This is a genomic window from Pseudarthrobacter sp. R1 (assembly GCF_024494415.1).
Lineage (GTDB): Bacteria > Actinomycetota > Actinomycetes > Actinomycetales > Micrococcaceae > Arthrobacter.
Map to the genome: position 1 here is coordinate 300,113 of NZ_JAMKFI010000006.1, position 14,494 is coordinate 314,606.

At 65.4% G+C, this 14,494-nt stretch carries 11 protein-coding genes and 2 pseudogenes; 9 read left to right on the plus strand and 4 right to left on the minus strand.

Translation table 11 applies throughout. The features are described from left to right. Window positions 1-83: 83 nt before the first annotated feature. A pseudogene (locus tag M8J71_RS23785) lies at window positions 84-203 on the minus strand (alanine dehydrogenase); the annotation flags it as partial. Window positions 204-309: 106 nt separating this feature from the next. Beyond that, window positions 310-1,411: pseudogene (ald, locus tag M8J71_RS07460) on the minus strand (alanine dehydrogenase); the annotation flags it as partial. 276 nt (window positions 1,412-1,687) lie between these two features. Here ald and M8J71_RS07465 point away from each other — a divergent pair. Beyond that, window positions 1,688-2,908 carry a PucR family transcriptional regulator gene (locus tag M8J71_RS07465; protein WP_256247310.1) on the plus strand — a complete coding sequence of 407 codons (1,221 nt, stop codon included), beginning with the start codon at window positions 1,688-1,690 and terminating at the stop codon, window positions 2,906-2,908. On the opposite strand, the gene M8J71_RS07470 is transcribed toward M8J71_RS07465, so the two are convergent. Beyond that, window positions 2,871-3,314, minus strand: a complete 444-nt coding sequence (locus M8J71_RS07470) for a helix-turn-helix domain-containing protein (RefSeq protein WP_256247311.1) — start codon at window positions 3,312-3,314, stop codon at window positions 2,871-2,873. The genes M8J71_RS07465 and M8J71_RS07470 overlap by 38 nt on opposite strands. Before the next feature lie 101 nt (window positions 3,315-3,415). On the opposite strand from M8J71_RS07470, the gene M8J71_RS07475 reads away from it, so the two are divergent. Further along, window positions 3,416-4,198, plus strand: a complete 783-nt coding sequence (locus M8J71_RS07475; protein ID WP_256247312.1) for an alpha/beta fold hydrolase — start codon at window positions 3,416-3,418, stop codon at window positions 4,196-4,198. A gap of 34 nt (window positions 4,199-4,232) precedes the next feature. Here M8J71_RS07475 and ptsP read toward each other — a convergent pair whose 3' ends face one another. Beyond that, window positions 4,233-5,918, minus strand: a complete 1,686-nt coding sequence (gene ptsP / locus M8J71_RS07480; RefSeq protein ID WP_256247313.1) for a phosphoenolpyruvate--protein phosphotransferase — start codon at window positions 5,916-5,918, stop codon at window positions 4,233-4,235. A gap of 161 nt (window positions 5,919-6,079) precedes the next feature. On the opposite strand from ptsP, the gene M8J71_RS07485 reads away from it, so the two are divergent. The 7 genes from M8J71_RS07485 (at window position 6,080) to M8J71_RS07515 (ending at window position 14,171) form a co-directional block, all read left to right on the plus strand. Continuing rightward, window positions 6,080-6,808 carry a TetR/AcrR family transcriptional regulator gene (locus tag M8J71_RS07485; RefSeq protein WP_256247314.1) on the plus strand — a complete coding sequence of 243 codons (729 nt, stop codon included), beginning with the start codon at window positions 6,080-6,082 and terminating at the stop codon, window positions 6,806-6,808. An 86-nt stretch (window positions 6,809-6,894) separates the two neighbouring features. Continuing rightward, on the plus strand, window positions 6,895-8,979 hold the full coding sequence (locus M8J71_RS07490) for a PTS mannitol transporter subunit IICBA (RefSeq protein WP_256247315.1): 2,085 nt from the start codon (window positions 6,895-6,897) through the stop codon (window positions 8,977-8,979). Next, window positions 8,979-10,142 carry a mannitol-1-phosphate 5-dehydrogenase gene (locus M8J71_RS07495; RefSeq protein ID WP_256247316.1) on the plus strand — a complete coding sequence of 388 codons (1,164 nt, stop codon included), beginning with the start codon at window positions 8,979-8,981 and terminating at the stop codon, window positions 10,140-10,142. Before M8J71_RS07490 ends, M8J71_RS07495 begins: the two co-directional genes overlap by 1 nt. Window positions 10,143-10,348: 206 nt before the next feature. Then, window positions 10,349-11,296 carry a siderophore ABC transporter substrate-binding protein gene (locus M8J71_RS07500; protein ID WP_256247317.1) on the plus strand — a complete coding sequence of 316 codons (948 nt, stop codon included), beginning with the start codon at window positions 10,349-10,351 and terminating at the stop codon, window positions 11,294-11,296. 26 nt (window positions 11,297-11,322) lie between these two features. Then, window positions 11,323-12,330, plus strand: a complete 1,008-nt coding sequence (locus M8J71_RS07505; protein WP_256247318.1) for an ABC transporter permease — start codon at window positions 11,323-11,325, stop codon at window positions 12,328-12,330. Next, complete coding sequence (locus tag M8J71_RS07510) at window positions 12,323-13,372, plus strand: iron chelate uptake ABC transporter family permease subunit (protein WP_256247319.1); 1,050 nt, start codon at window positions 12,323-12,325, stop codon at window positions 13,370-13,372. The genes M8J71_RS07505 and M8J71_RS07510 overlap by 8 nt, the downstream gene beginning before the upstream one ends. A gap of 40 nt (window positions 13,373-13,412) precedes the next feature. Further along, window positions 13,413-14,171, plus strand: a complete 759-nt coding sequence (locus tag M8J71_RS07515; RefSeq protein ID WP_256247320.1) for an iron ABC transporter ATP-binding protein — start codon at window positions 13,413-13,415, stop codon at window positions 14,169-14,171. Window positions 14,172-14,494 lie beyond the last annotated feature (323 nt).

The window sequence follows — 14,494 nt, forward strand, 5'->3', positions numbered from 1 at the left end:
CGGCCAGGGAACCCTGCTGGCGTGGGCCCAGGGGGCGGCACGCGTTGGATGACTGCCGTCCGGCGCAGCGGGACGAGTTAGACCTACGCAGACACCAGTTCGTGCCAGTCCGCTACGAGGGGCAGGTCGTGCGCTTCGGACACGGAGTGGTGTGCAACGTGGCCGGCGGCGATGTTGAGGCCTGCGGCCAGGGCGGGGTCGCGGTCGAAGGCGGCCTTGACGCCGAGGTTGGCCAGGGACACCGCGTACCGCAGGGTCACGTTGGTCAAGGCGTAGGTGGAGGTGTTGGGGACGGCGCCGGGCATGTTGGGCGGCCAGGGCGGGGTCGCGGTCGAAGGCGGCCTTGACGCCGAGGTTGGCCAGGGACACCGCGTACCGCAGGGTCACGTTGGTCAAGGCGTAGGTGGAGGTGTTGGGGACGGCGCCGGGCATGTTGGCCACGCAGTAGAAAATGGTGTTGTGGACCTTGTAGGTGGGTTCCTGATGCGTGGTGGGGCGGGTGTCCTCGAAGCAGCCGCCCTGGTCCACGGCGATATCCACCAGGACTGAACCGGGCTTCATGCGGGCCACCAGCTCGTTGGTTACCAGCTTGGGGGCCTTGGCGCCCGGGATGAGGACGGAGCCGATTACCAGGTCGGCGTCCACCACGGACTTTTCGATCTCGTAGGAGTTCGATGCCACCGTCTTCAGCCGGCCCTGGTACTGGGCGTCCAGCTCGCGCAGGCGGTTGATGTTGATGTCCATGATGGTGACGTCGGCACCCAGGCCCAATGCCATGGCTGCCGCGTTGGTTCCGGCAACGCCGGCGCCCAGGACAACTACCTTTGCGGGCCGGACGCCGGGCACGCCGCCCAGCAGCACGCCCTTGCCGCCGGCGGGGGCCATCAGCGAAGCGGCGCCCACCTGGACGGAGAGCCGGCCTGCTACCTCGGACATGGGGGCCAGCAGCGGGAGGGTGCGGCCTTCCTGGACGGTCTCGTAGGCGATGGCGGTGACGCCGGAGTTGATGAGCTCGCGGGTAAGTTCCGGCTCGGCGGCGAGGTGGAGGTAGGTGAAGAGGATCAGGCCCTTGCGGAAGCGGTGGTACTCGGCCTTGATGGGTTCCTTGACCTTCATCACCATGTCCGCACGTGCCCAGACCGCGGGTAAGTTCCGGCTCGGCGGCGAGGTGGAGGTAGGTGAAGAGGATCAGGCCCTTGCGGAAGCGGTGGTACTCGGCCTTGATGGGTTCCTTGACCTTCATCACCATGTCCGCACGTGCCCAGACGTCGTCGGCGTCGTTGACGATCTCGGCGCCGGCGATGGCGTATTCCTCGTCCGTGATGCCTGACCCCAGTCCTGCGCCGCGTTCCACCAGCACGGTGTGGCCGTGGGTGCGGAACTCGTGGACGCCGGCGGCGGTGATGGCCACCCGGAATTCGTTATTCTTGATTTCTTTGGGGACACCGATGATCATCGTGGGCTCCAGGTTCTCGGCGGGTAAGCCGGAAAGTGCGGAAGATTGTGTGTTTCCACGATAAATCCGGTTGTGAGCCAGCTGACATGGGAAGGAAGGGTCGGTGAAGTAAAAACCCCGTCATTCCGCGGATCCAGACTCTAGCAGATCGACATTTGTCCAGCCCTGGGGCGTCAGGTGTCGCCTCATGTCCGTTCGTCCCCGCCAGTGCAAAGGCAGTAGTGTTGGGCCATGCAGCAGCAGGGCGTGGAGCAACTGGTTGAGCAGGTGGCGCAGAAACTGGGCCGCGGCTTGTCCCTGGAAGACCTGGACGGCGTGCTGCTGGCTTACAGCTCCAACCAGTCCCACGCCGACCGGGTCCGCGTGAACTTCCTGCTCAGCAAGAAGGTACCGGCCGATGTCAGCGCCTGGCAGCTGTCCCACGGTATTGCCACCGCCGTCCGCCCCGTCGCGGTTCCCGCAAACCCTCACCTTGGGATGCTCGGCCGCGTCTGTGTCCCGCTGATGGTCCGCGGCTTCCGGGTGGGTTACCTCTGGGTGCAGCAGGACTCCGTGGAGGAGAATCCGACGTCGATCCTCACGCAATTGCCGACGGTCACCAACGAGCTCGAGATGCTCTCCGGTCTGCTGCTCGATTCGAACACCGCCGAGTCCGAATTCCGGCGCGGGCGGGAGCGGGAATTCCTTTCAGCTTGTGCGGGGGAAGCAAATGCGGTGGCGGCGGTGGCCGGCTGGAAAGAGGTCCAGGGCCGCGGGCCCTGGCAGATGGTTACAGTGCTCGACGCCGACGGGTGGGCGGGTGGGCCGGATCCCATCGCCTCAACCCTGATCCACCGCTCGGCAGCGCTCCAGGCAACGGTGGGTGTTGATGCCGCCCTTTTCAGCGCCGGGACGGAGACCCACTCCGTGGTGCTGTTCCGCGAGTCATCGGGCCGCGCAAACCACGCCCAGGTCCTGGTCCACTACCAGCTGGAGCTGGCAAAGCGCTCCGGACGGCCGGTTCACCGCATCATCTTAGGGATCAGCGAAGGGTTTGCCCGGCCGCGGGAACTCGCCGAGGCCTACCGGCAATCCAAGCTCGCCGCACAGGCCGCCGCGGTGGACGCCCAGCTCGGGGAACTCGTGGACTGCCGGTCCACCGGCGTCTATCAGCTGTTGGCCTCTGCCGGGGGCGGTGCAGGGGCGTGGGCTGACTCCGGGTCCGTCTACTTCCGCGCGCTTGAAGACCACGACCGCAACGGCGAACTGATCCCGGTCCTGGAACTGCTGTACGACAACGACGGTTCCGTCCAGGACGTTGCCGCGAAACTCCACCTGCACCGCAGCAGCATCTACAACAGGCTGGGCCGGATCCGGCAACTGCTGGGGGTGGATCCGCTGAAAGGGCTGCCCCGCCTGGAACTCCACGCTGCCCTCAAGATGCGGCGCTGGGCCCTTCGGCCCCGGATCTGACGTCCCCGTCAGCCTGGTCCGCAGCAGCCTTTTTCTGCCGGTCCTTCTTCTGCCCCTCCAGCCACGCCATGATCGCCGCCAGGGGAATCCGACGGTGGCTGCCCCGGTATTCCACGGGAATCTCGCCGCGGTCCGTCATGTTGCGGAGGTAGGTGTGCGAGATTCCCGCCAGTTCTGCAGCCTTTGACGTGGTCAGCATTTCCTCCACGCTGCTGACCGTCACAGCCTCGCCGCGGCTGAACCGCTGCAGGAGGTCAACGACGGCGTCCCTCGCCAGGGGCGGCAGGCGGGGGACAGTGCCGTCCACGAAAACGGTGATGTCGTCGCTGCCGGCCAGTGCCTGCTGCAGCTTTACGGCGTCTTCGGGCGGAAGGGCGCCGGCCATCCTGGGAGCAATCAGTGCCATGGCCCCAGCCTACCGGTGGTCCGGAGCCTGCCGATGAGACCGGTCTACCTGTGCGCCGCGGCCTGCCGGTGCCTTTCGGGCTCCGGCGGTATGCTCGGCTGATGGCATTAACTGGTGGCCGGGACGTTGAATCCGGTGGTTTGCAGGGAAGGCTCTACGCTTCCGTCCAGCCGGCAGAGATGGGAGCGCGGCCTACCTATGTGCTGCTGCACGGCATCGGTGTCTCGCACCGCTATCTGGCCCGGCTTCACGAGGAACTGGCAAAAGCAGCGGACGTCTACTCCTTCGACCTGCCCGGCTTTGGGAAGTCGTCAAACCCCGGGCGCCAACTGCAGGTTGAAGAGTTCGCTGGCTTCGTAGGGGACGTCCTGACGGAGGCCGGGGTCCACAACTACGTGCCGGTGGGCCACTCGATGGGGACCCAGTTCGCAGTCGAACTGGCCCTGCAGGAACCCGAGCGGGTGGCCGGTGCCGTGCTGATGGGTCCGGTGGTGGAAACCAGCAGGAAGTCGACGGCCAGGCAGGCGGTGGCACTCACGCGCGACGCCATGTTCAGCGAGTCCCTGACCTCCAACGCCATCGTCTTCAGCGACTACTTCAGGGCGGGCCCGCGCTGGTACCTGACCGAACTGCCGGTGATGATGGACTACCCCTTGGAGGAACGGCTGGCCGCTGTCAGCCAGCCCGTGCTGGTGCTCCGCGGAACCAAGGACCCCATTGCCCGCCGGCCTTGGTGCGTGAACCTCGCAGAGGTGGCCCAGCAGGGAACGATGGCCGAGATCCTGGGCCAGGGCCACGTCTTCCAGCACACTGCCCCCGAAATCGCGGCCCAGGCCATCAGCGGCTGGGTCCGGGCCGTGAACGGGTTCGGCGTTACGGCCTAGCAGGCCCCCGCCGGCAGGGCGGGGGCCAGCCGGGTCAGAGCCCCAGTTCCTCCAGGACGGGCAGCTTTTCGCGCACCCACGCCCGCGCCTCAGTCGCGCTGGGGGCGGACAGGGCAAGCTTGGCGAGTTGCTGCGCTTCCTCGAAGGTCACCGTCTTCAGCACGGCTGCGACAGCGGCGAGGGAGCGGGCCGTCATGGACAGCGTGCTCACGCCGAGGCCCGTAAGGACGACGGCGAGCGCCGGGTCCGCGGCTGCCTCACCGCAGACGCCCACGGGTTTGTTGTTGCCCTCGGCACGTGATCCCTCCACCGTCAGCCCAACAAGGCGCAGGACGGCCGGCTGCCAGGGGGTGTTGAGGTTCGCGAGCGGGCCGAGCTGGCGGTCCGCGGCCATGGCGTACTGGGTGAGGTCGTTGGTGCCAAGGCTCGCGAAGCCCACTTCGCGGAGGATGGCTTCCGCAGTAAGGGCAGCGGAAGGAACCTCCACCATGACGCCGGGGGTCTTGATGCCGGCATCAGCGCACATGGAGGCAAACCGGGCAGCCTCTTCCGCCGTCGAGATCATCGGGGCCATGACCCACACGTCCGCTTCGGACTGCTTTTCAGCCAGCGCGATGGCTTCCAGTTGGCGGTCCAGGACGCCGGGGGTGGTGAAGTCGGTGCGGTAGCCGCGGACGCCGAGGGCGGGATTGGGTTCGGTGGAGTCAGTGAGGAAGGGGAGCGGCTTGTCGGCGCCGGCATCGAGCGTCCGCAGGACCACTTTCTTGCCCGGGAAGGCATCAAAGACCTTTTTGTAGGCAAGGGCCTGCTCTTCAACGCTGGGTTCGGTGTCACGTTCCAGGAAGCAGAACTCGGTACGGAACAGCCCCACGCCTTGGGCGCCGAGCTTGGCTGCCGCCTCCGCGTCCTTGCCGCCGCCCACGTTGGCGAGCAGCGGGACCAAGTGGCCGTCCGCCGTCGCGCCCGTGCCGCTGAACTCGGCCAGCAGGGAAGCCGTGGCCGCCCACGCCTCTGCGGCTGCGCGCAAGGCGTCGTCCGGCTCGGAGGTGACAGCGCCGGCGGCGCCGTCCAAGTACACTTCCGTGCCGTCCGGAAGTTCGTCCACTCCTACTGCCGCGACGACGGCGGGCAGGCCGAGGGAACGGGCAATGATGGCGGTGTGGGACTGGGGCCCGCCGCCTGAGGTCACCAGGGCCAGGACCTTGTTCGGGTCCAATGTGGCGGTGTCCGCCGGGGCCAGGTCCTCGGCCACCAGGACGAACGGGGTGTTTGAAGCCGGGATTCCGGGCGCGGGCACACCCCGCAGCTCGGCGACGATCCGCGCGCGCACGTCGAGGACGTCGGTGGCGCGCTCGGCCATGTAGCCGCCCAGGTTGTGGAGCATTTCGGAAACGGAGGAGCCGGACTCCCAGATGGCGCGTTCGGCCGATGTTCCGCGGGCAACCAGCTTGGCGGCGCCCTTGATCAACATGGTGTCCTTGGCCATCAGTGCCGTGGCTTCCAGGACTGCCTTGCCGTCGCCGGTGGCATGGGCGGCGCGAGCTTTGAGCTCATCGTGCACGGCCTGTGAGGCCGCCTTCAGCGCTGCTGTGGCTTCCTCGGCGGTGGTGCCTGCTGCCAGCTGCTCGCCGGCCGGAGGTTCGCTGATGGGTTTGGGCATCTGCCGGACGGTGCCGATGACGCGGCCTGGGCTGACGCCTACTCCTGGGAAGTTCTGCACTGAAGGTCCTCATTCTCTGCCGGTTGCCAGGCCCGCCGGTATTGTCCGGCGCCATGCCGGCCCGCCGGAGGACTGCTACGTCCGGAGGCGGGAAACGTGCCTGAAAAAATTGTATGTGATTCAGTTCATATAGCATTGCTATAGGTGCTAGGGTAGCGGTTATGAGTTTGGATGGCCAGCTTCCCCCCAAGATGCGGCTGCTGCGTGCAGCCGCCGAGCTGCTGGCGAACTCTGCGGGAGCACCTGTTTCCACCCGCCAGATCACCCAGCTGGCAGGAGTGACGGCTCCCACGCTGTACCACCACTTCGGTGACAAGGAAGGGCTGTTCGACGCCGTCGTCGCCGCAGGGTTTGAAGAGTATGTTGCGGGCGAAAGGGATTTCGCCCCCTCCGGACAGCCGCTCGAGGATATCCGGAGAATGTGGGACAACCACGTGCAGTTCGGGCTCAACCAGCCGGAACTGTATTTGGTGATGTTCGGCAACATCCGCCCGGAAAGCCGCCCCGCCATCGTTGCCGATGCCGAGGCGCTGATGGAGGAGATGCTGAACAAGGCAGCGGTGGCAGGCCAGCTTAACGTCCAGCCCCGGGAGGCGGCCAGGTCCATCCTGGCCGCGAACGTGGGTGTGACGCTGATGCTGATTGCGGAGCCCGCCTCCGACCGGAACCTCGAATTGTCCACCATGACCCGGGACGCCATGATTTTCGCGGTGTCCGCCGAGCCGGCCAGCGGCGCGGCCCCGGATGACACCGGGAAATCGTCGGTGGTGGTGGCAGCGATCGCACTGAACGCCGCACTTCAGGCCTCGCACTCAGACCAGCTCTCCAGCTCGGAACTCAAACTCTTCCTCGAATGGCTTCACCGGATCTCCACCAGCCCGGCCGGCTGAAAAGCGTGCCAAACAGTTCCATCAGTACGTCGTCGTAAGTATCGGACCATCCTGCGGAGCAGCGGGAATGACGGTTAGGAAAGCACATGGCAACAGAGACAGTTGCAAAACCCCGCACCAGCATGCGGGTTGGCGTCCAGAAGTTCGGGACGTTCCTGTCCGGGATGATCATGCCCAACATCGGCGCCTTTATCGCCTGGGGCATCATCACAGCCCTCTTCATTGAGAAGGGCTGGCTGCCTGTTCCCCAGCTGGGCGGCTTCGGCGAGACAAACGGGGTGCCGAACACCGGCCTGGTGGGACCAATGATCACCTACCTGCTGCCGCTGCTGATCGGCTACACCGGCGGCAAGATGGTCTACGACGTCCGCGGCGGCGTGGTGGGCGCCATCGGCACCATGGGTGTGATCGTGGGTGCCGGCATCCCCATGTTCATCGGTGCAATGATCATGGGCCCGCTGGGCGGCTGGACCATGAAGAAGATCGACTCGATCTGGGACGGTAAGATCCGCCCCGGCTTCGAGATGCTGGTCAACAACTTCTCCGCCGGCATCTGGGGCGGACTGCTGGCCATGCTGGGCTTCTATGGCATCTCGCCGCTGGTTTCGGCGTTCAGCACCGGCGCGGGCAACGTGGTGCAGTTCCTGGTCAACAACGGCCTGCTGCCCCTGACCAGCATCTTCATTGAACCCGCGAAGGTGCTCTTCCTCAACAACGCCATCAACCACGGCGTGCTCACGCCGCTGGGCGTCCAGCAGTCGCTGGAGCAGGGCAAGTCCATCCTGTTCCTGCTGGAAGCCAACCCCGGCCCCGGCTTCGGCATCCTGCTCGCCTACATGTTCTTCGGCCGCGGTGCCGCCAAGGCCTCCGCTCCCGGTGCCGCCATCATCCACTTCCTGGGTGGCATCCACGAGATCTACTTCCCGTACGTGCTGATGCGTCCGCTGCTGATCCTGGCCGCCATCGCAGGTGGCATGACGGGCATCGCCACCTTGGCCATCACGGGTGCAGGCCTGGTGGCTCCGGCCGCCCCGGGGTCCATCATCGCGGTGCTCGCCCAGACCTCCCGTGACAGCTACGTGGGCGTCATCCTGGCCGTCCTCCTGGCCACCGCGGCGTCCTTCCTCGTGGCCTCGGTCATCATGAAGACCACCAAGCACAGTGATGAAGGCGACCTCAGCGCGGCCACGTCCCGCATGGAGCAGATGAAGGGCAAGAAGAGCTCCGTGTCCTCCACCCTGACGGGCGCAGGTTCTGCTGCCGGTGGCGGCGGGGTTGCTGTTCTGGCCGGGCCTGTCCGGAACATCGTCTTCGCGTGCGACGCCGGCATGGGCTCCAGCGCCATGGGCGCCTCGGTGCTGCGGAACAAGATCAAGGCGGCCGGGTTCCCGGACGTGAAGGTCACCAACGCCTCCATCGCCAACCTCAACGACGACTACGACGTTGTGGTCACCCACCAGGACCTGACCGAACGCGCCAAGCCGGCCACCTCCAGCGCCGTCCACTATTCCGTTGACAACTTCATGAGCAGCCCGCGCTACGACGAAATCGTGGAGCTGGTCAGGGAGAGCAACACCGACGGTGCCGCTGCAACGGAAGGCCCGGACGCCGGCGCGGGAACACCGGGCGGAGCGTCCGCATCCGGACCAGCGACCGGAATAGCGGCTGGAACTGCAGCTGCAGGAGCCGCCGGCACCGCCGTCGGAACGTCCGAAGCCGAACCCGCAGGGACCGGAACGTCCGAAATCCTTGCCCGGGAGAGCGTAGTGCTCCGCGGGACAGCTACCACCCGTGATGCCGCCATTGACGAAGCCGGCAGGCTCCTGCTGGCCCGCGGCGCGGTGGACGAGGACTACGTCAGGGCCATGCACGAACGGGAGCAGTCGGTGTCCACCTATATGGGCAGCTTCCTGGCCATCCCGCACGGCACCAACGCGGCCAAGGACCACATCCGGAAGTCCGCGGTGTCAGTGATCCGTTACCCGGAGGGCATCGACTGGAACGGCAAGCAGGTCAAGTTCGTGGTGGGTGTCGCCGGCATCAACAACGAGCACCTGCACATCCTGTCCTCCATCGCGAAGGTCTTCACCAACAAGGAACAGGTGGCCCGGCTGGAGGCCGCCACGTCAGAGGACGAGGTCCTGGAGCTCTTTGGAAAGGTCAACGCATAGTGAAGGCGGTACATTTCGGGGCCGGAAACATCGGGCGCGGGTTTGTGGGCCTGCTCCTGCACAACGCAGGCTATGAGGTGGTGTTCGCCGACGTAGCGGAGGACCTCATCGCCGAACTCGCCAAGGCCGAGAGCTATGCCGTGCATGAAGTGGGGGAGAACCCTGCGGTGCGGACGGTGAACAACTTCCGGGCGTTGAATTCCAACACCCGGGAGGCCGAGCTCGTTGCAGAAATTGCGACGGCGGACATCGTCACCACCGCGGTGGGCCCGCACATCCTGAAGTTCGTGGCGCCGGTAATTGCCAGGGGCATAGTTGCACGGGGGGCAGAGCTGGCTCCGCTGCAGGTCATGGCCTGTGAGAATGCCATCAACGCCACGGACATCCTGGCCAAGGAAGTGGCTTCCCAGCCGGGGGCCGCCGCCGGGGCGCTGGACGGCAAAGCGGTGTTCGCGAACACCGCGGTCGACCGCATCGTCCCCAACCAGGAGGCCGGCCAGGGGCTGGATGTCACGGTGGAGACGTTCTACGAATGGGTCATCGACCGTACCGCTTTTGCCGGTGCCGCCCCCGAGATTCCGGGTGCCACCTTTGTGGACGATCTTTCGCCCTACATTGAGCGGAAGCTGTTTACGGTGAACACCGGCCACGCGTCGGCCGCCTACTTCGGGTTCGAGGCGGGCCTGGAGAAAATTTCCGACGCCATGGCAGACCAGGACGTTGCCGAGGACGTCCGGGCGGTGTTGGAGGAGACCAAGCAGCTCCTGGTTTCCAAGCACGGTTTCAGCAACGATGAGCAGGAAGCCTACGTCCAGAAGATCCTGGTCCGGTTCTCCAACCCGTACCTGCCTGACACTGTGCACCGGGTGGGGCGTGCCCCGCTGCGAAAGCTGAGCCGGCACGAGCGGTTTATTGGGCCGGCAGCGGAACTGGCCGAGCGGGGTGTGGTGCCGGAGGCGCTCCTTGGCGCCATCGCCGCTGCCCTCCGCTTCAACGATCCCGCCGATACGGAGGCAACAGAGCTTGCCGGGATTCTTGCCTCGGCCAGCCCGGCTGATGCCACGGCGAGGATTACAGGCCTTGAGCCAGCCCATCCTCTGTTCAACGCCGTCTCCACCCTGGTGGAGGAACGCCAGGCGGAGCTCGCCCAAACCCCCGCCTAGACGCTCTCTCACTTCCTGCGGGTTTTTCGGCAACCCTCCTGCAGTCACGACGCCGGCACTTCCCCAAGTGCCGGCGTCGTTCTGTGTGATCTCTCCCACTTATGACTCAAACTGCCACTTCCGTTTTGAAGTTAGCCTCTCCTTACTTATAGGCTCTGGACCATTAGGCAACGAAGTTGTGACGTATTACCCGAGCGGAGAAAAACGTGAAGAAGAGGCTGTCAAGCTACCTGGGGGCACTTGCGGCGGGAGTGGCGCTTTTGACCGTCACCGCTTGCGGAGGAAGCGCGACGGCGACTCCCGCTGACGAAGCAGCCACCATCACCGTGGAGCACGCCCAGGGCAGTACCGCCAACGTCCCCGTGAACCCGGAGAAGGTTTTCACGTTCGACCTCGGCGTCCTGGACACGCTGGATGCCCTCGGTGTTGAGCCCGCAGGCGTGCCGGAAGCCGCCTACCCGGAGGCGCTCAGCAAGTACGCCGACGCAAAGTACAGCAAAATCGGGTCCCTGAAAGAACCTGACTTCGAGGCCGTCAGCGCCGGCGAACCCGACCTCATCATCATCTCCGGCCGTACGGCGGGAGCGTATGAGGAACTGAGCAAGATCGCCCCCACCATCGACCTGTCCATCGATGCTGCCCAGCCGATGGAAAGCTTCAAGGCGCAGACCGAAAAGCTGGGAACCATCTTTGACAAGGCAGCGGAAGTGGAAGAAAAGCTCGCCTCAGTGGACGCCACCGTCTCCGACACGAAGGCCAAGGCCGCCGACGCCGGCAAGGGCCTTATAGTCCTGACCTCCGGCGGAGAGTTGACCGCTTACGGCGCCGGCTCGCGCTTCGGCATCATCCATGACGTCCTGGGCGTCCCCACGGCAGCAGACGTTAAGGTTGACGGCAGCCACGGCGAGGCAATCTCCTTCGAATACATCAAGCAGGCCAACCCGGACATCCTCTACGTCATCAACCGCGACACGGCGGTAGGCACCGAAGCTTCCGCTGCCAACCCCATCCTGGACAACGAGCTCGTCCAGTCCACGAACGCCGCCAAGAACAACAAGGTCATCAACCTTGACCCCGCCGGCTGGTACGTCGTGGGTTACGGCCTGAACAACGTCAAGGCAATGGTGGACGCCGTCGCCGATTCCGTGGCGTAACGCCACCCAACTGAGCACCAGACCCCATGACCGCCACCGCCGTGCGCCCGCTTGCGCCGGCAACCCCCAGCCAGGCCCGCCACAGTGCAGGCCTGGCTGCGGCCGCAGTTGCCGTCCTTGCCCTCGCGGCCGCCAGCATGTTTGTGGGCGTCAGCGACGTCTCACTTCCGGCCCTCCTGTCGGGCGAACCGGCCACGGTGGAGGTTTTCTGGATTTCCCGTGTGCCACGGACCCTGGCCGTGGTGCTCGCCGGCATGGCGGTGGCTGTCGCCGGCCTGATCATGCAGCTCATGGCCAGGAACCGCTTCGTGGAGCCCTCAACGGTGGGAACGGTTGAATCCGCCACCCTTGGGATCCTGGTGGTTACTGTCTTCGCCCCGCAGGCCCCGGTACTGGCCAAGATGCTGGTGGCCAGCGCCTTTGCACTGCTGGGAACCGCGCTCTTTTTGGCCATCCTGCGGCGGCTCCCCGCCCGCAATACCCTGCTCATCCCGCTGGTGGGAATCATGCTGGGCGGGGTGATTGCTGCCGTCACCACGTTCTTCGCCTACCGCTACGACCTGCTGCAGACCCTCAGCAACTGGATGATCGGCGACTTCTCGGGGGTACTCCGTGGCCGGTACGAGCTGCTCTGGATCGTCGCTGTCCTGATGCTGCTGGGCCTCCTCGCCGCCGACCGTTTCACAGTGGCGGGAATGGGTCAGGACTTCACCACCAACCTGGGACTCAACTACGGCCGGACCATGCGGCTGGGACTGGTCATCGTCTCGTTGATCTCGGCGGTGGTGGTCACCACCGTGGGCGCCGTCCCCTTCCTGGGACTCGTGGTGCCCAACATCGTGTCCCTCATCTTCGGCGACAACCTGCGCCGGGCCGTGCCGTGGACCGCCCTGTTCGGCGCCGCCTTCGTGCTGGTGTGCGACATCATCGGCCGGACCATCCGCTATCCCTACGAGGTCCCCGTGGGAATGGTGATGTCCGTGCTGGGCGCCATTCTCTTCCTCGCCCTGATCCTGAGGAGGCGCAATGCGTGAGAGCACAACGCTGCTGCCACCCGCCCAAAAGCCTGGCATTGTGAAGGGGCGGGCCGCTGGGGCAGCGCCCAAGCTCAAAGCCGCCATCCGTAATGCCTCTCCCCGCCTGGTAGTGGGGGTCCTGCTCGCGGCCGCTGCCGCCGTCGTCTGCCTTTTCCTGTTCTTCGAACTCAAAGGCAACATCGGATACATCCTGCCGCGCCGGGCCATCAAAGTGGCCGCGATGCTGCTCGTAGCCGTTGCCGTAGGCGTGTCCACCCTCCTGTTCCAGACCGTCACGGCCAACCGGATCCTGACGCCGTCAATTATGGGCTTCGATTCGCTGTACATCCTGGTGCAGACGGCGATGGCGTTTACGCTCGGGGCCGCCGCGGTGGTGGCCGCCCCGCCCACGCTGCAGTTCGGCGTCGAAGTGCTGCTGATGGTGGCGTTCAGCGCACTGCTCTACCGCTGGATGTTCACCGGCGCCACCCGCTCCCTCCACCTGCTCCTGCTGGTGGGTGTCATCCTGGGCAGCCTGTTCCGCGGCCTGTCCTCCCTGCTGCAGCGGCTGATGGAGCCGAGTGAATTCATCATCCTCCAGGATTTGTTCTTCGCCAGTTTCAACAATGTGGATCCCGCGCTGCTGGGCGTCTCCGCGGTCATCGTTGCTGTTGTCTGTGCTGTTGTTTGGCGGGCCCGCCACACGCTGGACGTGCTGGCGCTGGGGCGCGACGTGGCCATCAACGTAGGTGTCGACCATGAGAAAGTGGTGATGCGGGTCCTGCTGGGGTGCTCGCTTCTGGTGGCGGTGTCCACAGCGTTAGTGGGGCCCGTGACGTTCTTCGGGCTGCTGGTAGTGAGCCTGGGCTATCAGCTGTGCCGCGGCTTCAGCCACGCCTGGCTGCTGCCCATTGTGGTGCTGATCGGCGCCGTGGCCCTGGTGGGCGGGCAGTTGCTCCTGGAAAAGGTGTTCGGCTTCGGCACCGCCCTGAGCGTGGTCATCGAATTCGCCGGCGGCATCCTGTTCCTCTACCTCCTCCTGAAAGGCTCCCTGAAATGACCTGCCCCCGTCCTGGTGCCACAAGCGCGGGAACGCTGCCATGATCGAGGTCCGGAACGTCTCCAAGAGCTATGGCGGGCAGGCGGTCCTCGACGACGTCAGCTGCGTGATCCCCGAGGGCGGCATCACCTCGATCATCGGCCCTAACGGGGCGGGAAAGTCCACTCTGCTCTCGCTGATCAGCCGGCTGCAGCCGCTCGAGGCAGGCGCCGTGTCCGTGGCCGGCCTGGATATCGCCGCCACGGACAGCCGGGAGCTGGCGCGGACCATGGCCATCCTGCGGCAGGAAAACCACCTCACCATGCGGCTCACCGTCCGGGACCTTGTGGCTTTTGGCCGCTTCCCCCACTCCGGCGGCAGGCCCACTGTGGAGGACCTCGCCAAGGTGGAGGAAGCCATTGCCCACCTGGACCTGACACCCATGGCGGACAAGTTCGTGGACGAGCTCTCGGGCGGCCAGCGCCAGCGCGCGTTCATCGCCATGGTGCTTGCGCAGGACACCCGGTACCTGCTCCTCGACGAGCCGTTGAACAACCTGGACATGAAGCACTCGGTGGAGATGATGCGGCTCCTGCGCAGGCTGGCTGACGAGTTCGGGAAAACAATCGTCCTGGTGGTCCATGACATCAACTTCGCGTCCTGCTACTCAGACACCATCCTGGCCATGAAGGACGGGCGGTTGGTCCACCAGGGCAGCCCCCGCCAAATCATGCAGCAGGCCATGCTCCGCGACGTGTACGACATCGACATCCGGATCGAGGACATCGACGGCAACCGGATCGGCGTCTACTTCGCCTGACGCTTCCCAACGCTCTCTCACTTGATGCGGGTTTTCCGGCGACGCTCTCTCATTTGACGTGGGTTTTCCGGCGACGCTCCTTCATGTTCTGCACGAAAAGCCAAGACCCTCCCGCACAAGGGAATGTGGGGGAGGGTCGGCCGTTGGGCCCTCTCCGTCAGGCTGGTTGTGAGTCAATCAGTGATCGAAGGGAACAGGAGCAGCCATGACTGTTGGTCCGCGGGGTATTAGCCGTGATGAGATTCGGGAATTGGTGCATGAGTATTACGTGCAGCCGTACGGGACGAGGAAGGAATGGCTTGCCTCTCAGCCAGTGACGGAGT